Raw genomic sequence first — 26,355 nt, 5'->3', positions numbered from 1 at the left:
ATTAATCCTTACAATGATTTATTAGATGCATAGCCTGTCTATTATCGAACAGCTATACGGTAACAATTTAAAAAACTAAGCGAAAAGTAGTGCTTTTTTTGACAACATTATCTTTTGATAAAATTATTTTTTGACGAACAGCTTAATTAAATAGCGGTTAATTGCCATTGGTTATTAACGATGCTTAAGCGATGCGTGATACCCTGAGGACAATCGTGCGCATCTAGCGGTACAGTCACGCGATAACCCTGCTGACGCAAGCTATCAACTTGCTGTTGTAGTGTCTGTTTTTGTGCGCTGTCCGTATTACTGACGGTATCATAATCAACGATAACGACCATCGGAGCGTCTAGTTGAACATGTGCTAATAAGCGGCTGACATCCATACTAAAGCCAGTGGCTTCGCGCAGCTGGCTACCTGTTAAGTGATCACCGCTCTGCATACCATCAAAACGCCCACCGCGTACTAATGGTTGGGTTTCACTATTGATGTAGCCGTTGAATACGATACCTGTATGATAATGATAGCCTGAAAGTTCAGTGACATCGATACTGACATCGCAATTCCATTGCTCTTGCAGATGTGTTTTTAAGCGTTGAAGCTCATCGACCGCCGTAGCAATATCAACATCTTGTTGAGCGGTATCTGAAAGCTTAGCCAATAGCTGTGTCATATCATGACCAAAGCGCGCTAATGCATAAAAGTCACTACCCATTGGCAGTGCTTGGCAGACGCGCTTGAGCTCTGGCAAATTCTTATTTGCATATAGGTCCATCAGCTGCTTGGTATCATTCTCTGGCAGATCTGCTAATACGGCTAAACGTTTAAATATGGCTACATGACCTAAATCAATATGCAAGGCTGCACTCATGTTTAAATCATTAATCATCGTAAACAGAACGTCTATCAGCTCAAAATCTGCACTGAGTGAGGCACAACCAAATATCTCAGCACCTAATTGTAATGGCGTACGCGACCCAAATAGTCCTGATGGCAACGTATGGATGACATCGCCTGCATAACAATAACGCGCAATACCGTTGCCACCATGATGCGCATCAATACGCAAAATCTGCGGCGTGATATCCGCACGTACTCCCATCAAACGACCTGTGAGCTGGTCGATAATCTTAAACGTCTGGCGCTTCAGATCTTCTGATGCATCACTAAGTAGTGACTCAGTGAACTCAATCATCGGCGGACATACGAGCTGATAGCCATGAGTGATGAGCTGCTGGGTTAGTTGATGGCGAAGCACTTCTTGCTTTTGTGCATCCTCAAATAACACATCAACCACACCGTCAGGTAGCAGCCAGCTATTGGCGACTTCTGCAGTAAAATTACTTAGATAAGGTAGATGATTGGGTACGCTACTGTTATCAGCATGCTGAGTAGTGGCATTATTTTCAGGGCGTGATTGGACGGGTACAGCTGAATCAGAACTGGCAGACACAATAAATCCTTGTTTGGCGTATCGCTTACCAAAAAACGCGGCATGATAAGGTTATATTTACGAACATATCAACGATGAATACTGTAAATTTTTGACAGTTTTTTAACGCGCAACATCATTGACCCAATTATTTATAAACAAACTAGGTAACCGCAAAAAGGGTGAGTAATAAGTATTAGTTAGGATGATAAGACGAGTATCTTTGTGCGCTAATAAAATATGATAAATCATCAGGGCACTTTATGTTTTAGTTTATCATAGCAGCTAGGGTTCGCCTAGTCACAATTCAAATCAATGTGTTCTGAATGGTCATAAATATCTGGTAGTCTCGATACCATTTACTCTAAGCTATAGTCGTCATTTTTTATGGTTTCCGCTACTGATAAATAGTAAGAAAAAGTTATCATCTATGCTCTACACGTCATTATACGGGTTATTTGATTGACGTCTTCTTGATAGACTCATGTTACACTGGCGCATGTTCGATGCTGTCAGTAAGCATTGTAATACTACAGTTTATTCATGAATAACAGCCACTGATAGCATTACTACGATTTGGCAATACGCTATATATAATTGGTTATCAATAAAAGGCCACTTTATAAAGTATTTTTGCAATGAATAACCAACTGCACAAGCAACTCATTGCAAAAAAGCAATTTACCAACCCCTATAAAACCACTTAATTTCGGAGACCTTATGTCATCTGACTACCATCCTAACCCTGCTATTAATCAAACCAATGTATTAGGTACTGCCCTCGCCAGCTGCTGCTTTGACCCTATTACTGGCTACTATCGTAATGGATTTTGTCATACTGGCAATCATGATGTCGGTCAGCATACTGTTTGTGCCAAAATGACCAGTGAATTTCTTAACTTTTCCTCGAGTCGGGGCAATGACTTGATTACGCCTCTACCAGAGTATAATTTTCCTGGCCTAAAACCTGGTGATTACTGGTGTATCTGTGCGCTACGTTGGGTTGAGGCATTAGATTTTGATATCGCGCCAAAATTAAAACTAGAAGGCTGTCATGAAAGTCTATTGACCCTAGTCGATATTGAAACCTTAAAACGCTACGCACTATAAATTCAACATTATCTATTGAGACTGATTAAGTTTGTTTAGGCCGACTAATTTACGTCGTTACGTCATATTCTAGACATTCTTTAATCAAGATATTGTTATGAAAATTTTATAAGCGTTTTATAAACATAGTCTTTATTGTTAATTTTCTACTGGGTTCTTATGACGATATTAAGGGAGGGTGTATGAACCGCAATGACGATCTACTAGTCAGGACGAATACTCGTATCACACCTGACTCTAATGTCAGCCGTATTTATTCTGATGTCAGCGACGAGCATCCTTATCTAAATAGTTATGACAGCTATATCTACGGTGATGTCGATGCGACTGCCGAAGATACTATTGAAACGATGACTGTTTACGATCCTGACTCTGAACGCTATGAGGATATAGATTTATCTAGTGCTGACGAGGTAGTCAATTGCTATGCCTATTCTCGTAAAACGGGCGAGCAGCTTGATCAGGTAGCACTTAATGATGTCAATAAATCCCTGAGTAACAGTGGTCAGTTTATTTGGCTTGGTCTTTATGATCCAAGCTTAGAAACCATGGTAAAAGTCCAAAATGCCTTTGACTTGCATGAGTTGGCGATTGAAGATGCCTTTGCAGACCATCAGCGCGCCAAAGTCGAAAACTACGATAACGATATGATCTTTGTAGTGCTACGTACGGCTAAACTTGAAAACAATATTATTCGCTACGGCACTACAGCAATATTCATGGGCAAAAACTATCTGATTACCATTCGTAACGGCCCTTCTAATTCTTATGCGCCGGTACGTGAACACTGTAACCGTCGGCCTGAAAAGCTACGGATGGGACCCATATTTGTACTCCATGCTGTCCTCGATTTTATCGTTGATAACTATATGCCGGTCACTGATCGCTTAGGCAGTTATTTGCGTGAGCAAGAACGCTATGTATTTACCTATGAATTTAATAAAAGCACCCTAAAAAACCTATATGAGCTTAAGTCGCAACTGGTCCATATGCGTGCAGTTATTTTGCCAGTACAAGATATCTGTAGCTTCTTTATTAATCATAAAAAAAGCGATTTAGTTTCAGCATTTTCTCAAGCGGCTAAACCCTATTTCCGCGACGTTAATGACCATTTATTACACTCTTTAGATGCCATCAACGGTCTGAACGAGATGCTTAATGTAGTGATGAACACCTATTTAGCTATGGTCAATATGGGACAGAACGAGGTCGTACGTAAGCTTGCTGCATGGGCAGGTATTTTGGCAGTACCAACGGCAATCGCTGGTATATATGGGATGAACTTTGACTTTATGCCTGAGCTACACTGGCAGTACTCTTATTTAATAATTATGCTATTTATCCTGTCATTATGTAGTTATCTATACTATAACTTTAAAAGATTAAAATGGTTATAGCTTGCACTGCCAAGTACACGAATGGCAGGCACAAGAATTTTAAGCATAAAAAAGGGCTAACGAGGTTAGCCTTTTTTTATTGATGAATCATCTATCAATGACTATTTACGACGATTTTTTGCACTCTCAACACTAGGCAAGTGATGCTCGGTACTGGTGCTCTGATGATCATCTAAATAATCTTCAGGACGACCAAACATTTTTGCCGTCCAAGTAAGGATAACAACAGAGGCACTTAAAACCATGATAGCGACAGAAATAGTCGCCAATAACCATAGATGAAAATAGTCTGATACCGCCTGTACATCAACGACCAAATGTCGTGACAGCGCGGTAATGGCAATAAATATCAAAAACTGTACTGGCAGACGATGAGTCTTAAAATAAATACCAATCATCGCCAGTAGTTCAAGATAGATAAACAGCATCAAGATATCTTTTAAATCTGCTGAGCCTTTTTGCACAATCACCAAGAACTCTTTACCAGCCGTCCAAACTACCACCACACTGATTAAAAATAGGATAATGTAGTGGCAAATATCAACAAACTCTCTACCGATATATTGCAGACGCTCATGAATATCTACATTCGTCTTCGCCATTTTAGGTTCAGGATCTTTGCTTAATGACGGTTGTGGCTCGGAAGATTCACGCATCAGCTGATACTAAACCAGCTGACTTTTCAGCAGCATCGACTGTTTGACGGATGAGCGTATTGATAGTCATCGGACCAACACCACCCGGTACTGGCGTATAAGCACTAGCAATATTCTCGACGCCGTGCATCTCGATATCCCCTACGCCGCCATTGTCAGTGGGATGAAAGCCTGCATCAATTACAACAGCACCCTTCTTTATCCATTCCGCTTTGATCAGCTCAGGCACGCCTACTGCGCCAACGACAATATCAGCACGATTAATATGAGCAGCTAGATTTTCTGTCTTTGAATGGCAAATAGTCACCGTACAGTTGGCATTCAATAGCATCATCGCCATCGGCTTACCCAAGATAGCACTACGCCCTACTACCACCGCTTCTTTGCCTGCAAGCTCAATATCATAATGGCTTAACAAGTGCATGATACCTTGCGGTGTACATGAGCCATAGGCTGACTCTTGCATACTCATACGTCCAAAGCCAAGACATGTCACCCCATCCACATCCTTCGCAAGATCTATCTGCTCAAAACATGCACGCTCATCAATATGGCTAGGTACAGGATGTTGCAGTAAGATGCCATGTACATCTGGGTTGCTATTGAGCTCGTCTATCTTAGCCATAAGCTGAGATGTGGTAGTCACACTTGGCATCTCTACTCGGATAGAATCCATGCCAACACGCTTACAGGCATTGCCTTTCATGCGCACGTAAGTGGCAGAAGCAGGATCATCACCGACCAATATCGTCGCTAAGCTTGGCGTACGCCCAGTCTTTTCTTTAATAGCATCGACACGAGTACGCAGTTCTTGCTCTATTTGTTTAGCAAGTGCTTTGCCGTCTAATAATATGGCAGACTCGTGATCAGACGTCATCGTCGTTTCAGTTGGCGAGGCATTTGACATAGTAACTCCAATAGATAAAGCAATAAGGAAGATGATAACAGCGTCGGCCACTATTTTGCTCGGTAACCGTAGATTAGCGCTCGCAAACTGTAAGCATATGTGTCTCACGCTTTATACAATATTGAGGTGATAATCATGCTGATAAACATATCAAAAAATAGCGACTGTATTAAGCTGGGCATTGTACCTATTTCGCGACCAAAAGCCCAGCCACCAACATAACTTAGGTCAAAATTAATACAAAATCTAAAGATTTTTTTATAAAAAAACTAATGTAAACACTATTAATATTAGCGATTAAAAACAGTTAATTATCGACTTTTAATTGTTAAATCTCTCGAAAATTTGGGATTCAATACTTAATAGTGTTACTCTGTTGACACGGAAATGTTAATTATCCTTAACTTAGATGTAGTTTTATTTATCAATACTATGATGCATATGCATGTAAAACATACGTTACGCTAAATAACAACTCTACTATTTTCTATGTATCACATGCAATTGGTTAGTATTTCTATGCTACCAACTTGCCTATCACAAATAATAAGTGCTTATCTAATAAATACTTATTCGTAGTAACTACTAAGAAATGCAAGTTGATACGCTATTAGCGTGATTCCATTATCAGACGCAAGTCATGAGTTACGCCTCTACTCTTCGTATATAACGCTTTCGTAGTATGTTCTGCTGACCGACTGTTAATAAAGCAACGGCCCTATGTATCAATAGCACGAATGTTGTTGGGCTGCTTATTAAATTCATCATAGTTGGGACTATAAATTATAGTACCAACTTTTTTTTATCTAAAACAATTGCGAGGTATGAATTTGAAAACTGAGTCATTGTTCCAATTTTCGGCACTTACCATCATTTTATTATTGGTGGCGTTTTATGGTGGTACGTATCTGCTGTCTTTGTTGATTAAGAAAGACAAAGAATCTACCACAGGATTTATGGTTGCAGGCCACGGTGTTGGCTTCGGGATGGGCGCGGCAAGTATGACCGCCACGTGGATTTGGGCGGCATCGTTTTATGCCGCTGCTACATCCGGCTATAAATATGGCATATCAGGGCCACTACATTATGGCTTTTGGGGCGCATTAATGATTTTGTTCATCTACCCCTTTGGTATGCGCTTTCGTGAACTGGCGCCCAATGGACACACTTTAGGCGAGCTTATTAATGCCCGTCATGGCGCATCAAGCCAATTAATTTTAGCCATATCTAACCTTATGGGCAGCTTAATTAGCTTGATGGTCAACTTCACGGCAGCCGGTGCATTAGTATCAGTATTGTCACCACTGTCCTTTCAGACAGGTGTAATGATCGCTGGTGTCGGTGTCCTAAGCTACACTTTAACCTCAGGGTTTCGAGCATCGGTCTTTACTGATTTTGCCCAATTAATCGCGTTAATGGCGATTGGTGTCGTTATTATTCCTGCGATACTATTTTCAATGGGTGGGCCCGAGGCAATGGTCAGCGGATTATCAAACCTGACTTTACAGCAGCAAGATATATTTTCATCTGAAGCGTTTTTTCAGCAAGGTGCGCCTTATTTTGTAGCAGTGTTAGCTTATGCCATTGGTAATCAAACGATTACTCAGCGGCTATTTGCAATTGATAAGACTAAGATTAAAGCGACCTTTATTACTGCCACTGTTGGTTATGCCGGTATTGTCATTGGTCTGGGTATGATTGGACTTATGGCGCTAACCGTTGGTGTTGAGCCATTAGATGGCAACATGAATAACTTAATTCCGCAGATGGTTAGTATGTATCTGCATCCAGTATTTATTGCACTGTTCTTCATTTTGGTTATTGGCGCATTGTCCTCGACTGCCGATTCTGATTTGTCAGCGTTATCGACTATTATGATGGCCGATATTTATGCAAAGAATATCGCCAAAGGTCGCGTAAAGCCAAAAACAATGATGCTTGTTGGTCGTTCGACGATGATTGTTGCCACGGCAGCAGGACTTATCTTTGCCAGCTTTAAGCTTGATATCCTCGTGATGCTCGTCTTCGTTGGGGCGCTATGGGGTGCGATAGTATTCCCTGTGATTGCCAGTGTGTTCTGGAATCGCGTGACTAATGTTGCCTTCACCACTTCTGTCATTGCCGCGCTTATTTTCTTCTGTATTGCGCGCTTTGAGCTAATACCGATTACTGGCGTGACTGCGCTCTTCTTTGAAGTGATGGCAAGTGTCGGGGGTGCAGTGGTGATCGGTCTTATGGTCTTTGGTTTCTTAGGCCGTAAGATGGGTATGGGTGCTGCCGTTATTACGCTCATACTGATGCTTATATATGCAACAGGCTTCCTACGTCAATATATGATATTGGTCGCTTCATTAACGGCTTACGGTGTGAGTACTGTGGTCTGTATAGCGATTAGCTTGATGGGCAATGAACACTTTGACTTTGATTTAATCAAACAACGAGTTGGTGATTATGACAAGCCTAAAGTAAACGTAAAACCGGTAACAGACGCTTAAGTACACGACTTAATAATTACTTTAAGGAGCTATTATGGACAATACATTTATCTACGGCTTATATATTTTAATTTGGCCCGTGATTACCCTTGCAGTGCTCGTACTGATCTGTACTGCGACTTATCGCGATCTGAAAAAATCACGCCGTAATAACAAAGATATCGTATAAACTTTCCGTTCAATTATCTAATTTTAAATAATTGTCATCATTAAGCTTAGTCTTGATGGTGATATCATTAATGAAAGGCCGCACTTAGTAAAAACGGTGTGGCTTTTTTATTGTCATCAAATAAGATCAGCGATGACTCTATAAATCAGGCTTAATAATAGGTAGGGCTTAATGATTTTACGCCTACATACTCAGCCAAATCTTGTAAAACACCATCATTAAATGAATTAAAATCAGTTTGGTTAAAAAATGTCTTGTAATTTAAAATATTTTTGCTAATATAGTCCTCCTTGATTGGCTGGATGGCAGAGTGGTCATGCAGCGGACTGCAACTCCGTTAACGCCGGTTCGATTCCGACTCCAGCCTCCAATTATTTATTAACTTTATGTTAATTTTGGCTTGCATTATTAGTACAACCGTTTATAATGCGACCACTTATCTAAGAAGTAGAAAGCTTACTGAATAGATATTACAAGTTTTGCCCGGGTGGTGAAATTGGTAGACACAAGGGATTTAAAATCCCTCGCTAGCAATAGCGTGCCGGTTCAAGTCCGGCTCCGGGTACCATTATATAGTTCTATACTTCTTTTTGAAGTCGCTAAAGCCCCTGATATCAGGGGCTTTGTTGTATCTGACGTTCCATACTGTCCTATGAATCTATCCTAATCCATGCACTTTGAGTATACTGTCAAGTATACCGAGTTTTGAGTCTACTCATGGAGATCTAGGATATGGAAAGAAAAGCGATCAGTTCAGACAGAAGCATCAGCAGCCATAAGCCTGAAGATAGAAAGTACTTCGTTGCTGTCAAAAATCATCCTAAACTCTTCCTAATGGTACGTCCTACTGAGACTAAGTCATGGATGTATCGATACTACCCACCTTCCAATCCTAAACAAAGCATTATCTCCATCGGTATATATCCAAATATCTCGTATGCTCGTGCCTGTGAAGTTTGGCGTGAGTATGAAAATCTGTTGAGCAAAGGTATTGACCCAAAACTCCATCGTGAAGAAATTAAGAAAAGTATTATTAGTAAAACTAAAAACTCTTTTAATCATTTTGCTTGGGAGTATTTTGACAGTCTAGATCAGACTCAGAAGAGCAATACCCTCATTCGTAAGAAAGGTCGTCTTGAGCTTATATGCAAATATATTGGTGACGAGCCAATCAGCGATATCACCTCACCTAAAATGCTTGAAGTGCTGTTAGACATTCAAGCAAACTCATTGAACAAGGATGGTAAGCCCACAGACAAGGCTGAACGCTGTGCTGGCATTGCCAGTGATGTGTTTGTCTATGCTGGAGCACGAGGCTTCTGTACGAGCGATCCTGCGGCGCTCATTAAGAGCCAGTTGGCTAAGTCAAATTACGGTCATCGTCCTGCGGTTACTAAACCGAAGGACTTGGCTAAATTACTTAAAGCTATCGAGACAATAGAAGGTGACCCAAACACCATAAATTCCCTTAGGCTATTAGCTTTACTCTTTGTGCGTAACGGTGACCTAAGGCGCATGCGCTGGGCAGATCTAGACCTAGAGGCTGGTAGGTGGCAATTAAAGCCATTGAAGGGTCAAGGCAAGGTAAATATGGTCAAGGACATGGTGGTTCCCCTACCTCGTCAAGCTGTGGCTATATTGCGCGAACAGCAAAAGATTAATGGCCATACTGAATATGTCTTTTTTAGCCAGACGGCAAAAAAGCATCAGATTATCTCTGATGCGACTGCTAATAAGCGTCTAAAGGATTTAGGTTATAAAGATATACATTGTGCTCATGGCTTTAGAGCGACGGCTAAGACCATACTGCAAGAGCAGTTGAAGTACCCTCTAGTGCTTGTAGAGATGGCACTGGGTCATACAACGAAAGATCCTAATGGAACGGCTTACGGTCGATTTGAGTACATTGATGATCGTGCGGAAATGATGCAAAAATGGGCTGACTATTTAGATGCTTTGAGAGAAGGTAGAGATACAGCAGAGTTTAAAGCAGATGCGCAAACCAAAGCTGACTCTAACGCGCAACTGCAAATATTGATTGATCAGCTGGGAGAAGATAAAGTGCTTGAAATGCTTAAGAGTAAATCCTGAGACTGAAATTTGAAATAATATTGAGTAATATAGTATCTATTAAAAACTTAGTTTTACTTATAAAACAGTTATAGCTCTTATCCTACCAATTTATCACACAATTAAAAGCTGAATTATGAAACTTATAGACAACTTAAATCACAGATTTGGCGATGACATAAAAGAAAACCTACATGCTGGCTCTAAGCTACAGATAGCAGCCTCCTTTTTCTCTATCTATGCTTATGCTGCTTTAAAGCAGGAGCTTAAGAATATCGATGGAATGCAATTTTTATTCACCTCTCCCACCTTTGTAGCTAATGATGTTACTGATAAGTTTAAAAAAGAAAAGCGTGAGTTCGTCATACCCCAGCTCAATAGAGAGGACAGCCTATATGGTACTGAGTTTGAGATACATCTTAGAAACAAACTGACTCAGAAAGCCATCGCTAAAGAATGTGCTGAATGGATACGTAATAAAGCTGTCTTTAAGTCAAATACTACTAACGCACCAATGCAAGAGTTTGTGTGTGTTAAGGACAAAACATCACTACTTACTTATATGCCTATCCAAGGCTTTACCCCTGTTGGGCTTGGCTATGAGAAAGGTGATGCCGTCTCAAACATGGTTAATCGATTTGATTCAGACTATGCGCTGCCCTACTTGAACCTGTTTAATCAAATATGGCAAGATCAGCAAAAGGTCACTGATATCACTGACGAGATTGTTCGTCATATTGAATCGGTCTACCAAGAGAACGATCCTGAACGTATTTACTTTTTAATACTCTACAATATTTTTAAAGAGTTTCTTGAAGATCTGAACGAAGATGTCATGCCTAACGATTTGACAGGCTATCATGACACGCTTATTTGGCAGAAGCTTTACAACTTCCAAACAGATGCAGCGGTCGGCATTATTAATAAACTTGAGACCTATAACGGTTGTATCCTAGCGGATAGCGTAGGTTTAGGTAAAACATTCACTGCTCTTGCGGTCGTTAAGTATTATGAGCTACGCAACAAAAGTGTCTTAGTACTTTGTCCTAAAAAGCTCGGTGCTAACTGGACTAACTATAATGCCAACTTGACGACCAATATTTTTGCTAAAGATCGTTTCAATTACGACGTCCTCTTTCATACTGATCTATCTAGAAATAGTGGTGAAACCCTTGGAATAGACTTAGCAAAAATAAACTGGGGTAATTACGACTTAGTGGTTATCGATGAATCACACAACTTTCGTAATCGCGATAACTTCAAGGATAAGAAAACTCGCTATGATCGATTAATGGAGCAAGTCATACAACAAGGTGTAAAAACCAAAGTGCTGATGCTTTCAGCAACGCCTGTGAACAACCGCTTTAATGATCTAAAAAATCAGCTGGCGCTAGCATACGAAGGAGATAGTAAGAACCTAGATGATAAGCTCGATACTAAGCGAGACATTGACACTATCTTCCGAAATGCTCAGGCTAGTTTCAACAACTGGTCAAAACTGCCCGTAGAGAATCGAACCACTAAAGCCATATTGGATATGTTAGATTTTGACTTTTTCAAGCTATTAGATAGCGTTACTATTGCACGCTCACGCAAGCATATTCAGCGATTTTATGATACCAAAGAGGTTGGACAGTTTCCTACACGCTTAAGACCGCTATCATACCGCTGCTCTATTACAGCAGATGAAAGCATTACCTTTAATCAGATTTATAAAGAGTTGGCATCCATTAGAATGGTTGTGTATGCACCGCTTACATACATATTTCCTAGCGCTTTAGAGAAATACGAAGACCTATATGACACTGAGGTCGAAGGCAAAGGACGATTCAAACAACAAGATCGAGAAAAAAGCCTACAAGCATTGATGACAGTGAATTTACTTAAACGACTAGAAAGCTCTGTTCATGCCTTCCGTTTAACATTGCATAATCTAAAGAACCGTTTAGAACAAGCCTTATCTAGCATAGCTGAGTATCAGGCTCGAAAAAGTAATGACCTGCTATCTATCGATATTGGCACAGGATACGATGATGATGCCTATGACGAAGGGCTAGATGGACCGACTAGCCCTAACGATTGGGTAGGCGGTAAACTCAAAGTTCATCTTGATGACATGGATATATTAAAGTGGCACACAGATTTAGAGGCGGACTACGCTGTCGTTAGACGATTAATAAGTACTATTAGTACAGTTACGCCAGAGCGTGACCATAAGCTCCAACACCTCAAAAAACATTTGATCGATAAGATTAACAACCCTATAAATCCTGGTAACCAAAAGGTACTGATATTCACTGCTTTTGCGGATACTGCTAATTATTTATACGAGCATATAGCGCCAGAGCTATTGCATGATTTCAGTTTACACACCGCTAAGATTACGGGTAGCGAAAACCATACCACGATAAAGAGCATGGTAAGCAGCCGTAAGGGCTACGACATGCAAGGGTTATTGACACTTTTCTCGCCTAGATCTAAACAAAAGAATGATATCTTTCCTGACGAAACTAGAGAGATTGATATCTTGATAGCAACAGACTGTATTTCTGAAGGTCAAAACTTACAAGACTGTGATTATCTTATCAACTATGATATTCACTGGAATCCCGTACGTATCATCCAGCGTTTTGGGCGAATAGACCGTATCGGCTCTACCAATGATCAGATTCAACTGGTGAACTACTGGCCAGATATCAGTCTAGATGAGTATATTAATTTACGAGAGCGAGTCGAAAACCGTATGGTTATCGTAGACATGTCTAGCACAGGCGATGATAACGTACTGAGTTCTAAGGCCAATGACATTGCGTATCGTCACGAACAGCTAAAACGTATGCAGACTGAAGTGCTTGATTTAGAAGACGCTAATACTGGTGTGTCTATTACAGACTTAGGCCTTAATGACTTTCGTATGGATTTATTGAGCTACATAGAAGCCAATCCTAACTTAAAGCGACTGCCTAATGGACTACATGCCGTCGTTCCTGCTAATGACAGATTAGGACTACCTGCTGGTGTCATTTTTGCCCTAAAAGCACGTGAGCTTGCTCAAGTTAGTGGACGCACCAATAATAAAACCGATGGTGAAAAAACCAACCAGCTCTATCCTTATTATCTGATGTATATCGATAATGACGGCAATATAATAGCTGACTATACACAAGCGAAGCATCTACTGAGTTCAGCGCGGCAAGCATGCCGTGGACAGCCTGAGCCTATACTAGCAGTATGCGAGACCTTCAATCAGCGCACCGCTGACGGTCAAGATATGAGCCATTATAGTTTGCTCCTCGACTTAACCATTGAAGCGATAAAGAACGTTAAAGCGGATAAAGACATCGACAGTCTATTTAGTGGCATGACGACTACCGCTTTAAAAAACGACTTAAATGAGCTGAATGATTTTGAGCTCATTGGTTTTATCGTAGTAGAAGAGCTTACTTCATCCAACGTTCAACAGACCAACACAACTAGCGAATTATGATTTTATACCAATACCCTCAATCAGCTATCGTCGATAGACCTATACCTAAAAAAAAGCTCTATGAACAGGGTGCTGCTAATAGTAAGCTTAAGCAGAAGTTTATCGATGAAGTGGCAAAAATTACATGGGCGTATAAACTATCGGCTGGCACACTAAACATTCAAACTGATACTTTATTTCAAGAAGTGCAGATATTTAGGATTGTCGCACGCACCGCTGACATCGATACCAAAATCATAAAATACATTGATAAGCTCATACCGACACCCGTTATTTTTGAGGTTGTTTATAATGATAAAGTTCAGGTCGTTGCCACCTATAAACGTGTGAGCCAAGCAGATAAGTCAAAAATCGTGCTAAATAAATACTATAGCTCAGAGTGGCTCGCTGATGATCAGCGTGAGCCTCTACCCTTTGTGCTCAATCTATCTGACTTATATACTCATTTGATCGAGCAGTTGCTACCTAGTATTACTAACTATGTGCCTTTAGACCAGCTAAAGCCTCCTAGTCAAGCTATTCACCCAAAAGCCATCGACGCTAATACTCCTTCTACTGCTGTAAGTATAGTGGCAAAGGCAGAGCTAAATCCTACGGCCTCCGCTTCTATAAATACAGCAGTAGATATAGAAGCGAAGCTTAAGCATGTTCAACAAATAGAGAGCCTAACGAAGCAGGTTGAAAAGCTACAAAAAAAGGTTAAAAAAGAGACTCAATTCAACCGTAAAGTTGAACTAAACATGCGCTTGCACAAGCTCAAAGATGAGCTTGATCTGCTTATCGATAAATAATTAATGTAAGTAATCATCACAATTGATCCATCTTTAATAAATTTAGGAATACTTGAATGACTAACTCAGCTCAATCAAACCAACAAGCTACTGACGCAAGCGACTATCTTGACATGCACAGCCCTAATTTAGTCGATGATAATGTCCAAAAGATCATGGCGCTGTTTCCCAACTGTATTACTGAGTCAAAAGATGAAAGTGGCAATCTAAAAAAAGCCGTAGATTTTGACTTACTACGTCAAGAGCTGTCACAGTCATTAGTCGAAGGCGGTCAAGAGCGCTACCGCTTAGACTGGCCAGGTAAACGTCAGGCAATACTAGAGGCCAACTCACCTATTGCTAAGACGCTACGTCCTGCGCGTGAGGAGAGCGTCAACTTTGATACCACTGAAAACCTATTCATAGAAGGCGATAACCTAGATGCGTTAAAGCTATTGCAAGAGAGCTATCTAGGGCAGGTCAAGATGATTTATATTGACCCGCCATACAACACGGGTAATGATTTTATCTATGAAGATGACTTTGCAGAAGATACTACAAGCTTTTTAGAGCGCTCAGAGCAAGTTGATGAAGAAGGTAACCGATTAGTCACCAATACCGAAAGTAATGGGCGCTTTCATTCTGATTGGCTAACGATGATGTATAGTCGCTTAAAGTTGGCTAGAAATATGCTTAAAGACGATGGAGTTATTTTTATTTCTATCGATGATAATGAAAAAGATAATCTTAAGAAAATTTGTGATGAAGTCTTTGGTAATGATAACTTCATTGGTACTTTGAGCATTGAAAACAACCCAAAAGGCAGAAAAAATTCAAAGTTTATTTCAGTTAGCAGTGAGTATATCCTCGTTTTTGCTAAAGATAAAAAACAATCACATTTTATTGAAAATATACCAAAAAACTCTAAAGATATGACTAAAGACAAAGATGGTAATTTTGTACATAATAGCGGAAAAAGAGTTTTAGTGGGTGAGAATAAATTTAACCCTAAGGTAACTAATTTTAATTCAGATAAAAACTACTCAGTATACCATCATAAAAATAAAGAAAAAACAATTACAAAAAGAGAATTGTTTGGAGAAAGTGATGAAAATTTAATAAAATCAGGTTACCAAAAATATTATTCATATGATGGTAATGAGATCGTTGAAAATACTTATTCTTTGAAAAAGCTCATTGAATTGTTTAACAATAAAGCTTTAGATTTTTCCAATGGAAAGATTTATGAAAAAAACTTTAATGATACTATTAGGATAAAAAGCTTGGTAACTAACCGAGAGTATGAAGCGATTATAAAAGGAAAAAAGGAAAATTTTAGTCTTGAGCTTACTACCACAGGAGCTGGCTCTCAAGTTAAAAGTCTTTTCAAAACTGATAAGAGTATATTTAATGCTCCTAAAAACATTGGAATGCTAAATCTCCTTATTACACTACTGCCTGAAAAAGATTGCTTAATTTTAGATTTTTTTGCAGGTAGCTCTACTACTGCTCATGCGATACTTCAACTAAACGCCCAAGATTCTGGCAATCGTAAATTCATCATGGTGCAGATTCCTGAGATTTTAGATATTAAAAATGCAGGTTCATCAGAAGCTAAAAAAACTATTCAGAACGCTAGATTTTTTTGTATGTCCCACAATCTACCTACGAACATTTCTGAGATATCTAAAGAACGTATTCGCCGTGCTGGTCAAAAAATCTTAGCCGATAATAAAGACAAAGACGGTATAGAAAACCTAGACATTGGTTTTCGCGTGCTAAAAATTGACAGTACCAATATGAAAGACGTCTACTATACGCCCGATGAATACTTGCAAGCAGACCTTGGTAGCCTAGAGTCACATATTAAAGAAGATCGCACTGGCGAAGACTTGTTGTTCCAAGTCATGCTTGATTGGGGCGTGCCTTTATCCTTGCCTATTGAAGTCAAAAAGATTCAAGGCAGCTCGGTCTATTACGTAGGCATCGATAGCTTAGTCGCTTGTTTTGATACGCTAACGACTGACTTAATAGATGAGATATCAAGGGATAAGCCGCTTAAATTTGTCTCAAGTGAGCTGGCGATAGCCCATGATCAAGACAAGACCAATATCAAAGCACGTTTTGCGCAGTTGTCACCTGACACGCAAGTGAAGTTCATCTAAGGGGCTAAAACATGGAAATTAAATTCAAAGAGCTCCAGTATCAGCTAGACGCCGTCAACGCCGTTGCAGATTGCTTCAAGGGGCAACCGAAAGAAGTCGCTCAACGATATACTATTGACCAAGGTAAACAGAAAGTACCAGCTAAACCAAAAGGCGAAAACTTATCCTTATTCACCAATGACGAGCTGGCTAACACTGGGCAATCTTCATTATTCGATGAGCTACATATCGGCTATGCCAATGCCCCGATTAACGACTTATCAGCGGTATTACAAAATATTCAAAGTGTGCAGGCAAGCCAAGGCTTAACTCAGTCGAATGAGTTAGTAACTGATGATAGTTCCAAAAAAAGCGGTAAGGGTGAGAATCTAACGTCCAGCCCTATTAATCTGAACATTGAGATGGAGACTGGTACGGGTAAAACGTACTGCTATATCCGCTCTATGATGGAGCTAAATAAGCGCTACGGTTGGTCAAAATTCATTATCGTCGTACCAAGTATTGCTATCCGTGAAGGCGTGGCAAAGACCTTTGAGATGACCGCTACGCACTTTCAACAGTTAGATAGATACAAAAAAAGGCCTCGGCATTTTGTTTATAATTCCGATAATCTACATGATCTTGAAGTGTTTAGCTCAAGCTCAGATGTTTGGGCAATGATTATTAACGTGCAAGCTTTTAACACTATAAAGCAAGGCGCTAACAATAAAGCTGCCCGTAAGATTTATGCTGAAATGGATGACTTTGGCTCACGTCGTCCTATCGATGTGATACGCCGCAACAGCCCTATTCTTATTCTTGATGAACCTCAGAAGATGCAGTCTAAGAATACCTTAGAGAGTCTGAGTTATTTTAATCCATTGTTCATCATGCGCTACTCAGCAACACATAAGCGAGACTACAATCTTGTTTATCGCTTAGATGCGTTAGACGCCTACAATCAAAAGCTGGTCAAAAAGATTACCGTCAAAGGGGTTGAAGTTAAAGGTTTGTCAGGTGCTCATGGCTACTTATATCTGCAAGATATAGAAGTGTCTTCATCCGACCCTACTGCCAGACTTGATATAGAAGAGAAGACCAAATCAGGCGTCAAACGCCGTATCCGCCGTGTCAAAAAAGGTGACGACCTCTACGCACTGTCCAAGCAAGCTGAGCAGTATAAAGACCGTTATGTGGTCGCTGAGATTGATGCACGTGAGCAATCATTGACCTTTACTAATGGTATCAAGATTTATGTTGGTCAAGCACTCGGTCAAATCGATGAAACGCTTATGCGTACTATTCAGATACGAGAGACCATTCGCGCCCATCTAGAAAAAGAACGAGTGCTGTTCAATCAAGGATTGAAGGTATTGAGCTTATTTTTTATTGATGAAGTGGCTAAGTACCGTCAATACGACGATAAGGGCAATCGCACAGATGGTGAGTATGCTCAAATCTTCGTTGAACAGTACAATCAAATCGTTGAGGATATGATAGGGCTAAATATAGACAATGATCCTTACATCGACTACCTACGCAATATTGATGTCGATCATACTCATAATGGCTATTTCTCAGTCGATAAAAAAAGCCAACAGATGATTGACCCTAAAACCAAGAAGTTCGATGACGAAGAGCTGGGCGGTAAAGTCAATTTAGCCGATGATATCGATGCTTATGACCTTATTCTAAAGGATAAAGAGACCCTACTCTCATTCCCTGAGCCACATGACTCAGAAGAGACACGCCATAAGAAAAACGTTCGCTTTATCTTCTCACATTCTGCTCTAAGAGAAGGCTGGGATAATCCAAACGTGTTTGTTATATGTACCCTAAAGCATTCTGAAAACACCATTTCTCGCCGACAAGAAGTAGGACGAGGCTTGCGTTTGGCAGTACGCAAAGACGGTATGCGTATGGATGCCAATCACTTGTCCAAAGGTGATATTCATCTTATAAACAACCTTACTGTAGTCACCAATGAAAGCTACACCGACTTTGTGACTAACTTGCAAAAAGAGCTGGCAGCAGCTTTGTCTAGCCGACCTACTAAAGCCACAAAAGACTATTTTTATAATAAAGTACTAACGCTAGATGATGGTAGCAAGCATGAGGTAAGCGATCGTGACGCTGATATGATTGTCCATTATCTTATTAAAAATGATTACATAGATTTTGATAAACATATCACGGATAGCTATCATGAAGCCGTTAACAACGATAGCTTAGCACCGCTACCAGAGGCACTTGTACCTTTAACAAATCAAATAGTAAAACTAATCGGCGGTATCTTTAATCCCAAAGACCTTGAAGGTATGACCGAAAATGATAACAAGACAACACCCAATCCTATCAATGAGAATAATTTTAAGAGAAAAGAATTCTTAGAGTTATGGAATCGTATTAATCACAAGGCAGTATTTGAGATTAAGATAGATAGTGCAAAACTTATAGCGCAGAGCATTCAATCCGTTGAAGCAGCAGCAAAGCAAAGGAATAATAACTTTGTAGAATCACTTAGCTATAAGCTCGCTCAATCTACTCAGCGCGATACTATCTCTCATGAAGAATTGACCGCTAGGCAGTCATTTGATAGCCCTACTACCTCAACTGAATCAGCAGATATTTCTATACGTTCACAAGTGAAATATGACTTGATAGGCTCACTCAGTGAACAGACGGATCTTACCCGTCGTAGTATCGTGGCTATTTTGAAAGGCATTAATAACGCTATTTTTGCGCAGTTTAAAAATAACCCTGAAGCCTTTATACGTGAAGTGGCGCGCCTTGTTAACGAAGCACGTATCAGGATGGTCATTCAAGGACTGACTTATTATACGATCGACCAGACCTACCCACTTAATGAGATTTTTGTGTCCAATCAAAAAGTTCCTAGTGACTCACTAAAAGTTAGCCGACATGTCTTTGACTATGTAGCGACTGACTCGAGCATCGAACAACGCTTTGCTCAGGAGCTAGAAGGTGCGATTGAGGATGTTGCTGTATACGCTAAGCTGCCTGATAGATTTAAAATTCCGACTCCTGTAGGCGACTATAATCCTGACTGGGCCATTGCTTTCAACGAAGGCAAAGTGCGGCATATTTATTTTGTCGCTGAAACTAAAGGTTCAATGGTCGATGCAGACTTGCGTGAAAAAGAAAAGTATCGGATAGAGAGTGCTAAATGTTTCTTTGATGCATTAAATTTAAAAGCCAGTGAGGACAACAGCCTTGCAGGTCAAGCTGTAAAGTATGGTGTGATTGACAGCTTTGATGAGTTATTAAAGCTGGTTGGATAAAGTATCCATGACCTAGTAAAAAACCAAGCCACCTTGCGTAATGCTAAGGTGGCTTTTTTATTGAAGTAAGATATACGTAAATAGCTTAGTTTATGTGCATTCAATAACTCGGCACACCTAAGAAGTAGCCATTCATCGTCATCCTATTAAATCTATATGCATGAGAATGAGGCGACCCCTTACAGCGCCCTACTAGCGGCTGCTTTTGATCAAGATAGTGATAGATGATTATTAATAAGATAAATATTTTTATCACCTCTCTAGAGAGACCCTTAAACCCTTGTTTTATATATGTTTAATAGTGAAAAATAGTCTTTGAAGAATCTTTAAATAGTCTTTTAGCCTGTTTAAATAGTCTTTTATTCGAAAGACTATTTGCCTATTTCTATGAACGCCAAGTACCACCCTACACAATTTTTTCCTAACAAGATTTTGCGCATGAAATAGCCTTTTAATTGCGATAAAACTTTAATTGTAAACACAAAGTGGCTGAGGCCTTTTCTTCTGCCTAAAGTATATTACTTAGTGTATTAGATTAAGAAACCTCTCATAATACAAAAAAATAAACCGCCCTACTTTTAAAGTTAGGGCGGTCAGATAAATCTATACTGAACGTTCTGCAATCTTCGTATTAATCCATTCTGCAATCTCGCTTGCTACCCACACTACTCTTACCTGTGTCAGTTGTACCTTCTTAGGGAATGTTGGGTCATAACGATCAGAATTTTCATTAACCATCTCATAAATCGTAGAACGACTAAGACCAGTATAGCTACCAACATCTTTAATACTCAGTAGTTGTGGTATGTGATTACATTGCTCGATTACTGGCTGTGCTGCGTTTAAATTTTCCATGATTATCTCCGAATTATTGTATGGGAACATCTGTTCTCATACAGTCAGGGAGTCCTGTATTTTTTTATGAGACTTATATCGTCCGATAGACCTTATGCATAGAGTAATAACATAGAGTAATAAAAAGGAGCTGATGATTCAGCTCCTTTTTTTGTGTCAAAAACACTTTTAATAATAAGTTTCATACATGACTATCTTAACTATTTAGAGCTTGTCTAAGCCTTTTGTTTGTGTAACCTTTAGCCCATTTATAAACATACTCTTCAATGAGATATAAAATAACTCGATCTTTGAATAAACGCATCCTAATAGAACTTTGTTCATCTATATCTGATGGCGTACTCTTAGCTGAATCAGCTAGGATCGTACGCAGGCTTTCAATTTGAAGGTAGAGAGCATTAAATTCATAGTCTTCTAAAGCATCGACCAGTGAACCAACATATTCTACAACCATGAGCTCGTAAACCTTGCCGCAAAATCCTTCTGTTTGGAACTTATAGCAAATATCGTCCCATACATTTTCAAGAGGTTTTGTTGTTACTGTAGACTCACTAGATCTCTGTAAATAACGTTGAGTTTGATTGGTAATTCTTTTAGATATTTTCTTAGACAGTTGTACTGAAATACTTAATGCCATTATCTTTTCTAAATCCATTTTAGCTACCCTTACGTTAAAGAATAATAATCTATTTTTAATATGCTGCTATGAAGAACTAGCACATTGTAAAACTTAATTCAGGTATTAAGCCACTAAAAATAAACCGATAAAAAGTAAAACAAGCGACTCTAGGTCGCTTGTTTCAACCTAACTAATTTATGCCGTATACCTCACTTGATTGCTTTAGCTTACCGCTGTTACACTTTGCCGTAGCCCTTGCTCGATGCTAGTCACGTTATGAGTGGCTAACCCGTTCTGATAATTCCCCTGCTGGCTATTGCTTACGTCATCTGTCTCCATGGGATAAAACTCCTCAGCCACATCAAGTAAGCCATCGTTATCAATTTCAAAGGATGAATTGACGTAACCCTGTTTTGCAGCCTCTTCTAGCGCTGCTTGATCAAAGCCGTGTTCGCTAAGCTCCGCATCAATTGCCTGCGCATCTTGCACTGCTTGCTTTAGTGTCACCCCATCACGTAGTGTCAAATCCACAAAGTAAATCGGCGTACGATAGCTTTGCGTGGTGCTTTTGCCTCTTAGGGTTAATTGCAGTGGTAAGCAGGACAGCTTATTGCCTGATACCGCAGCAAAGTAGCTCAGCCGTGCGGCAAGCGTGCGAATACTATTAAAGCCTGTGGTGCGAAAGATAAACGTGCCTAACTCGTCGTCTTCACTGAGATTAACGTACAAGCGACCATATGGTTTACAAGCACCGCCTTGCGCTAATGGGCAACGATCAGGTGATGGGCAAGGCAGTGTTTCCACGCCATTGTTTGTACGGCGTTGACACTGCTCACCGTCACCCACGCATAGTGGCCGTCCGGTTTGTCTATCGAACAAGGTGTACTCAGCTCGCAGGTTTAGCTCAGGATCGTTAAACAACATGCGTACCGGTATGTGTCTCAGCTTACCGTTACTGTGCTCGCGTAGCTTTTCATCTAGTGGATGATTGATCCAGCCATCCTTGTTCTGCACTTGACTGGTAATGGTGAATTGATCGTCTTTAGCAGGCAAACGCTTACCATCTTTTTGAATGACACGTCCAATACTGATACGACCTAGAACTGGTGGGGTTATGGTTAGACCTTTAATCATGATGATATTCCTTATAGTTTTAATAAAATGTGTTTAGCCATAAAAAAGCCCACCGATTAGGGTGGGCAGTTATGCGCTTGTTTTGGTTAAGTGTAGTAGGTTTCTGCTTAATCGTTCAAAATGACGAAGCGGCGACTACCTTGCTTGGTTTTACTAAATTTAGCCAACAGCTCAGGATGCGCTTTGATAACGGCCTTGCTATCAAGACCGATACTATCTTTCGAGCGTTTCCAAGAAATAGTGCCTTTTTCAAACACAGCGACTTCATTAGCTGCAATCAGTGTTTGCAGCTGATGCTTTACCTGATCATGGCGCTGCTCTAGCTCTTGCATGTAATCACGATAACTCAGCAGTTGCTCAAATAACTTATTGGCACCATCGTCATCTCGTAGATCAACCTTGCTTGACGGCTTAGGCGTTGGATAAAGCAGCTTTAAGGCTTTGGCAGCTGACTCGCTATGATCAGGCGTTGGTGGGGTGTCGGTCTGCACGTATTGCCAGAACTGACGCTCATGCTCCATGATGGACTCAATCAAGCGCTCATCACGCTCAACCTTGTATATCTTGGCTTCATGTCCACAAAGTAGCACACAGATATGCGCCGCAGTTTTACCAGTGACCGCCAGCTGATGCTGCACTTGGCAGGTGACGTATAACGGCACGCCATGCTTCCAGAGCTTGGCACCATGTTCACCAGCGGTTTTGCACTCTAAAATCTGTACCTCACCACTACCAGTAATGGCATAGTCTAAATTTGCTAGCATGAATGGCTGCTCAGGATGCTGTAAGATAGCATTCACGCGGCGTACCTTATTGCCGGTATGTTCTTGATAGTATTTAGCGACCATCGGCTCTAAGGTATTGCCCCAATAGAGGGGTGAATAACCCTCAATGCTCTCATCGATGTCGGAGCTCATGCGTCCTGTCTTAATCATCCATAATTCCAGCATAGAGAGATACGGATGAATACCACAAGCAGCTGCTGCGTCAGAGCTGCCAATGCCTTGCTTGCGTACTTGTAGCCAGTCCTCACGGCTTAAATCTTTAGTATTAATTAAACGCTTGGCAGTCTTTGAAGTATTAGATTGGGCAGGTTTATCAGCAGTATCATTTTGCTTGGTTTTCACTACTGATGGTTTAAGCCTAACGGTTGCACGTTTGGTTTGTCTCGGCTGAGTCGTGCTGTTTAGTGCGATCATGTTCATGACAAACTCCTTCGATAAATTGATTATTGGTATTAAATGAAATAAGCGGCATAAAAAACCACGCTCGAAGGCGTGGTTGATTGTATTTTCAGGTTTTAAATGTGGCTGGTTAAGCCAGCATCAGTAGCGATTCTTCTAAACCCTTTTGTTTAAGCTTAGCGCCAGAGCCAAACCAAGCGCCATCTAATCGATGGTCTCTCGACATCGCCCTGCGTTCATGATCGACGTATTCAGTGATACTACATAGCAAGCCGTAAGCGGTATCTTTGGCAGCATCAAGATCGGCTCCGCGACCTTGACCGTTAAACATGTTCATCACCTGATTCATCGCCTTGGCATTGGGCACCGCGTCTTTCTCTTTTTTAGCACTGTTAAACAGAATGATGTCATTGTCCTGATCATTAAATACACGGCTAAGATAGTTGGCTGCTTCTGCTTGGGTCACACGGCGCTCTGATAACTGCTTCATCTCATAGCTATGCTCATCCCATTGTTTCACCGACACGCCCAATTGCTGCTTAACCTTATCGGCATCAAAGGAGGTGGAGTGCGGTACTTTTACTACGCCTCCTGAACCATTCGCTAAGCTAATTGCTAGCGTGTTATTGCAGACCACACGGATCGATGTGAACTGAGCAGTAGTCGCTAACGTGCCGTCACAAGCGGTTGCAAGCAGTAAGTAGCCATTACTGACATCTTTACCCTTGAGCGTTGCTGACTGGCCTGTACGAGCCAATGCCCATAGCTTACGACCGCCCTTTAAGATGCCTGCCGTTTCAAGCTCAAAGTCAGACTGTTCCGTAAGATCACGATAGAACTCTAGAATCTCACGCGGCTGTACTTCCTGATAGCGTTGACTGACCACCGATAACGGCTCGAAGTTATCAGAGCGGTACAACACCTTTTGCTCAGCAAAGGGCAGGATCAGATTGTGACCTTTGTCATTGTTTGCCATGTAGCTAACGTCTGAGGATTCTATACGCCAATCCATACCCGCTTGCTTTGCCCAGATCTCGATAGGCTGCTTGGGAGCCAGCTCATTACCTAAGCCATGCCAAGGGGTTTCGCCAACGTATGCCATTGTGTCTATTAAATGTGCCATGATCATTGTCCTTTTAGATTTGATTAGAATTATGGGTTATGTAGATAGGTTAAATGCTGAAAGTTCTTGAGCAGGTATTGCAGGTATAACTGGGCTTTGCTGCTAAAACGAGTAAGGGTGGCTGTTGTAGCTTGTCTTTAGCCAAGCTAATCGCAGAAGCCAGTGCAGTACCTACCACTACACCGATTGCTGAATTGATTTTGTAGTACCTACAGATGCTTACACCAAGACCTGATAGGGCAGATTGTGAACACAGTTGCTCGAAGAGATTAAAGGGACTGTCAGTATCGGCAGTGCTTCTGACGTTCGCTGAATGACAGTGTGGGCAGATGGGTCTCATGAATAGCTCCTTTTTCGATTGCGCATAAAAAAGGCCTGCGATTAAGCAGACCTTTAATTAGGATAGTTTGGGGTTAAACAGTCAGGAGAGCGATGCTTCCTGACTGATCTCATAGGAATACTATATATCTAAAAATATTTTGTTATTCAGGCAAGCCTCTACGTTTTTTTGTACGATAAATACCATGACCAAAGGTACGCATGTTTGGTAACCAAAGTTTAAGTTGCTGCTCATTCTTGCTTGGCTTCGTTAGGTATAGAGCTGAAGCTAGAGCATTTTCAACTTCAATAGGATTATTTTGATGTATCATGCCGATACCTAGTTTGTCATGTTGCTTATACTGCTGCTTACGTTCTTTATCATGGTAGCTATAATATTCGCCTAGACCAGCGGTTACCTCCTTCCATTTCTCACCCACCTCTTTAGCAATATACCAATCATTCTGTCGCTCTGAACCATCATACATAAGCAGTAAATGACAGTGCAGCCCACCTTCTTCCCCACCTTGCTCAATAGCCCAAGCATTGCCTTGCAAATGCTCAAAGCAACTCTTTGGCTTGCAGTTTTTTGCTTTACCGATAAGCTCTCGAAACTTGCTCATGTGATAATTGAAGTCTTCAATGGTCACATGGTGGCTGGTTTCTTTTGCGTATTTTAGGTCGATACGTATAAAGAGCAGTCTTGAATAATGCCTGATTAGATTATTAATATAGCACCCTAGTTTATTTTTATTTTGAGATTCTTGGTAAATGAACGCATTACGTTCATTTTCAATATCATTTTTATAGCATGGCAGCATGTCGATAAAACGCTGAGTTTTATCATGATCCCAAATCACGTTTTCTGGATAAGTATCACCAACGATCGCTTGAGTGCTACTAAAAAATGATAAGACTGGCCGTGAATAAAATAGCTCACTATCGAAGTGAGTCATGAACGGATAATAAAATCCGTTCAGTTTATTTAAGACCTCATTAAAACAGATAGTGTTCGCTAGTATATCTGTAACAAGACTATGGACGTTTGCAGCAGCTAGCGGTTGGTTTAGGTGTGAGTAAGACATTATGGTATTCCTATGAAGTTAGTTTCATAGGGTGGGATCAGTCCGTATTTTTATAATGATGGTCGCTGAGAGTTATGCCCTCAGCAGTAGAACAAGT

The 26,355-nt window shown here is 40.6% G+C and carries 19 protein-coding genes and 2 tRNA genes; 11 read left to right on the top strand and 10 right to left on the bottom strand.

Going from position 1 to position 26,355, the window contains the following annotated elements; genetic code table 11:
* Nucleotides 1–146 precede the first annotated feature (146 nt).
* The gene (locus tag AK825_RS04750; RefSeq protein WP_068034992.1) at nucleotides 147–1,454 is read right to left on the bottom strand and encodes an ATP phosphoribosyltransferase regulatory subunit; all 1,308 of its coding nucleotides are present in this window, start codon (nucleotides 1,452–1,454) and stop codon (nucleotides 147–149) included.
* A gap of 699 nt (nucleotides 1,455–2,153) precedes the next feature.
* Between AK825_RS04750 and AK825_RS04745 the strand changes: the two genes are divergently transcribed.
* Nucleotides 2,154–2,543: a DUF2237 domain-containing protein gene (locus AK825_RS04745; protein WP_068034991.1), complete on the top strand. Its 390-nt coding sequence runs from the start codon at nucleotides 2,154–2,156 to the stop codon at nucleotides 2,541–2,543.
* Nucleotides 2,544–2,725: 182 nt separating this feature from the next.
* Nucleotides 2,726–3,940: a magnesium/cobalt transporter CorA gene (gene corA / locus AK825_RS04740; protein ID WP_068034990.1), complete on the top strand. Its 1,215-nt coding sequence runs from the start codon at nucleotides 2,726–2,728 to the stop codon at nucleotides 3,938–3,940.
* Nucleotides 3,941–4,041: 101 nt separating this feature from the next.
* On the opposite strand, the gene AK825_RS04735 is transcribed toward corA, so the two are convergent.
* Together AK825_RS04735 and folD are read right to left on the bottom strand one after the other, a co-directional pair.
* The gene (locus AK825_RS04735; RefSeq protein WP_227514117.1) at nucleotides 4,042–4,596 is read right to left on the bottom strand and encodes a phosphate-starvation-inducible PsiE family protein; all 555 of its coding nucleotides are present in this window, start codon (nucleotides 4,594–4,596) and stop codon (nucleotides 4,042–4,044) included.
* Nucleotides 4,589–5,473 (bottom strand): bifunctional methylenetetrahydrofolate dehydrogenase/methenyltetrahydrofolate cyclohydrolase FolD, encoded by an 885-nt coding sequence (folD, locus tag AK825_RS04730; RefSeq protein WP_149038783.1) that lies wholly within the window; start codon nucleotides 5,471–5,473, stop codon nucleotides 4,589–4,591. Before folD ends, AK825_RS04735 begins: the two co-directional genes overlap by 8 nt.
* Nucleotides 5,474–6,327: 854 nt before the next feature.
* Between folD and AK825_RS04725 the strand changes: the two genes are divergently transcribed.
* From AK825_RS04725 to AK825_RS04690, 9 genes are all read left to right on the top strand, one after another.
* Nucleotides 6,328–7,998, top strand: coding sequence for a sodium:solute symporter family protein (locus AK825_RS04725; RefSeq protein WP_068034988.1), 1,671 nt, complete (start codon nucleotides 6,328–6,330; stop codon nucleotides 7,996–7,998).
* Between the two features lie 34 nt (nucleotides 7,999–8,032).
* Nucleotides 8,033–8,167 carry a putative transporter small subunit gene (locus AK825_RS14860; RefSeq protein ID WP_227514116.1) on the top strand — a complete coding sequence of 45 codons (135 nt, stop codon included), beginning with the start codon at nucleotides 8,033–8,035 and terminating at the stop codon, nucleotides 8,165–8,167.
* 296 nt (nucleotides 8,168–8,463) lie between these two features.
* Nucleotides 8,464–8,537 (top strand) — tRNA-Cys (locus AK825_RS04720).
* Between the two features lie 111 nt (nucleotides 8,538–8,648).
* Nucleotides 8,649–8,735, top strand: a tRNA-Leu gene (locus AK825_RS04715).
* A 164-nt stretch (nucleotides 8,736–8,899) separates the two neighbouring features.
* Entirely contained in the window at nucleotides 8,900–10,258 is a 1,359-nt protein-coding gene (locus tag AK825_RS04710; RefSeq protein ID WP_068034987.1) for a tyrosine-type recombinase/integrase, read from the top strand.
* A 115-nt stretch (nucleotides 10,259–10,373) separates the two neighbouring features.
* Entirely contained in the window at nucleotides 10,374–13,724 is a 3,351-nt protein-coding gene (locus AK825_RS04705; RefSeq protein WP_068034986.1) for a helicase-related protein, read from the top strand.
* Entirely contained in the window at nucleotides 13,721–14,515 is a 795-nt protein-coding gene (locus AK825_RS04700; protein WP_068034985.1) for a DUF4391 domain-containing protein, read from the top strand. Before AK825_RS04705 ends, AK825_RS04700 begins: the two co-directional genes overlap by 4 nt.
* A 56-nt stretch (nucleotides 14,516–14,571) precedes the next feature.
* Nucleotides 14,572–16,659: a site-specific DNA-methyltransferase gene (locus AK825_RS04695; RefSeq protein WP_264753639.1), complete on the top strand. Its 2,088-nt coding sequence runs from the start codon at nucleotides 14,572–14,574 to the stop codon at nucleotides 16,657–16,659.
* An 11-nt stretch (nucleotides 16,660–16,670) separates the two neighbouring features.
* Nucleotides 16,671–19,940, top strand: coding sequence for a DEAD/DEAH box helicase family protein (locus AK825_RS04690; RefSeq protein WP_068034984.1), 3,270 nt, complete (start codon nucleotides 16,671–16,673; stop codon nucleotides 19,938–19,940).
* 603 nt (nucleotides 19,941–20,543) lie between these two features.
* Here the strand turns inward: AK825_RS04690 and AK825_RS04685 are convergent.
* The 7 genes from AK825_RS04685 to AK825_RS04660 form a co-directional block, all read right to left on the bottom strand.
* Complete coding sequence (locus tag AK825_RS04685) at nucleotides 20,544–20,795, bottom strand: AlpA family phage regulatory protein (RefSeq protein ID WP_068034983.1); 252 nt, start codon at nucleotides 20,793–20,795, stop codon at nucleotides 20,544–20,546.
* Between the two features lie 196 nt (nucleotides 20,796–20,991).
* Nucleotides 20,992–21,450 (bottom strand): hypothetical protein, encoded by a 459-nt coding sequence (locus tag AK825_RS04680; protein WP_068034982.1) that lies wholly within the window; start codon nucleotides 21,448–21,450, stop codon nucleotides 20,992–20,994.
* A gap of 186 nt (nucleotides 21,451–21,636) precedes the next feature.
* Complete coding sequence (locus AK825_RS04675; RefSeq protein WP_068034981.1) at nucleotides 21,637–22,548, bottom strand: hydrolase or metal-binding protein; 912 nt, start codon at nucleotides 22,546–22,548, stop codon at nucleotides 21,637–21,639.
* A 107-nt stretch (nucleotides 22,549–22,655) separates the two neighbouring features.
* A complete protein-coding gene (locus tag AK825_RS04670; protein WP_068034980.1) occupies nucleotides 22,656–23,753 on the bottom strand; it encodes a lambda-exonuclease family protein in 1,098 nt (365 codons plus the stop codon).
* A 109-nt stretch (nucleotides 23,754–23,862) separates the two neighbouring features.
* Complete coding sequence (locus AK825_RS04665) at nucleotides 23,863–24,855, bottom strand: DUF932 domain-containing protein (RefSeq protein ID WP_068034979.1); 993 nt, start codon at nucleotides 24,853–24,855, stop codon at nucleotides 23,863–23,865.
* 49 nt (nucleotides 24,856–24,904) lie between these two features.
* Complete coding sequence (locus AK825_RS14550) at nucleotides 24,905–25,195, bottom strand: hypothetical protein (protein WP_082787166.1); 291 nt, start codon at nucleotides 25,193–25,195, stop codon at nucleotides 24,905–24,907.
* Between the two features lie 142 nt (nucleotides 25,196–25,337).
* A complete protein-coding gene (locus AK825_RS04660) occupies nucleotides 25,338–26,258 on the bottom strand; it encodes an inovirus-type Gp2 protein (RefSeq protein ID WP_068034978.1) in 921 nt (306 codons plus the stop codon).
* Between the last annotated feature and the right edge of the window lie 97 nt (nucleotides 26,259–26,355).

This window comes from Psychrobacter sp. P11G5, assembly GCF_001593305.1.
In the GTDB taxonomy this organism is placed as follows: Bacteria; Pseudomonadota; Gammaproteobacteria; order Pseudomonadales; family Moraxellaceae; genus Psychrobacter.
This window is presented reverse-complemented; position numbering and strand designations above follow the sequence as displayed.

Bases quoted from the DNA above. Each gene is read 5' to 3' on its own strand.
- AK825_RS04745 (WP_068034991.1), top strand. From the start codon at position 2,154: ATGTCATCTGACTACCATCCTAACCCTGCTATTAATCAAACCAATGTA.
- corA (WP_068034990.1), top strand. From the start codon at position 2,726: ATGAACCGCAATGACGATCTACTAGTCAGGACGAATACTCGTATCACA.
- AK825_RS04735 (WP_227514117.1), bottom strand. From the start codon at position 4,596: ATGCGTGAATCTTCCGAGCCACAACCGTCATTAAGCAAAGATCCTGAA.
- folD (WP_149038783.1), bottom strand. From the start codon at position 5,473: ATGACGTCTGATCACGAGTCTGCCATATTATTAGACGGCAAAGCACTT.
- AK825_RS04725 (WP_068034988.1), top strand. From the start codon at position 6,328: ATGAATTTGAAAACTGAGTCATTGTTCCAATTTTCGGCACTTACCATC.
- AK825_RS14860 (WP_227514116.1), top strand. From the start codon at position 8,033: ATGGACAATACATTTATCTACGGCTTATATATTTTAATTTGGCCCGTG.
- AK825_RS04710 (WP_068034987.1), top strand. From the start codon at position 8,900: ATGGAAAGAAAAGCGATCAGTTCAGACAGAAGCATCAGCAGCCATAAG.
- AK825_RS04705 (WP_068034986.1), top strand. From the start codon at position 10,374: ATGAAACTTATAGACAACTTAAATCACAGATTTGGCGATGACATAAAA.
- AK825_RS04700 (WP_068034985.1), top strand. From the start codon at position 13,721: ATGATTTTATACCAATACCCTCAATCAGCTATCGTCGATAGACCTATA.
- AK825_RS04695 (WP_264753639.1), top strand. From the start codon at position 14,572: ATGACTAACTCAGCTCAATCAAACCAACAAGCTACTGACGCAAGCGAC.
- AK825_RS04690 (WP_068034984.1), top strand. From the start codon at position 16,671: ATGGAAATTAAATTCAAAGAGCTCCAGTATCAGCTAGACGCCGTCAAC.
- AK825_RS04685 (WP_068034983.1), bottom strand. From the start codon at position 20,795: ATGGAAAATTTAAACGCAGCACAGCCAGTAATCGAGCAATGTAATCAC.
- AK825_RS04680 (WP_068034982.1), bottom strand. From the start codon at position 21,450: ATGGATTTAGAAAAGATAATGGCATTAAGTATTTCAGTACAACTGTCT.
- AK825_RS04675 (WP_068034981.1), bottom strand. From the start codon at position 22,548: ATGATTAAAGGTCTAACCATAACCCCACCAGTTCTAGGTCGTATCAGT.
- AK825_RS04670 (WP_068034980.1), bottom strand. From the start codon at position 23,753: ATGAACATGATCGCACTAAACAGCACGACTCAGCCGAGACAAACCAAA.
- AK825_RS04665 (WP_068034979.1), bottom strand. From the start codon at position 24,855: ATGGCACATTTAATAGACACAATGGCATACGTTGGCGAAACCCCTTGG.
- AK825_RS14550 (WP_082787166.1), bottom strand. From the start codon at position 25,195: ATGAGACCCATCTGCCCACACTGTCATTCAGCGAACGTCAGAAGCACT.
- AK825_RS04660 (WP_068034978.1), bottom strand. From the start codon at position 26,258: ATGTCTTACTCACACCTAAACCAACCGCTAGCTGCTGCAAACGTCCAT.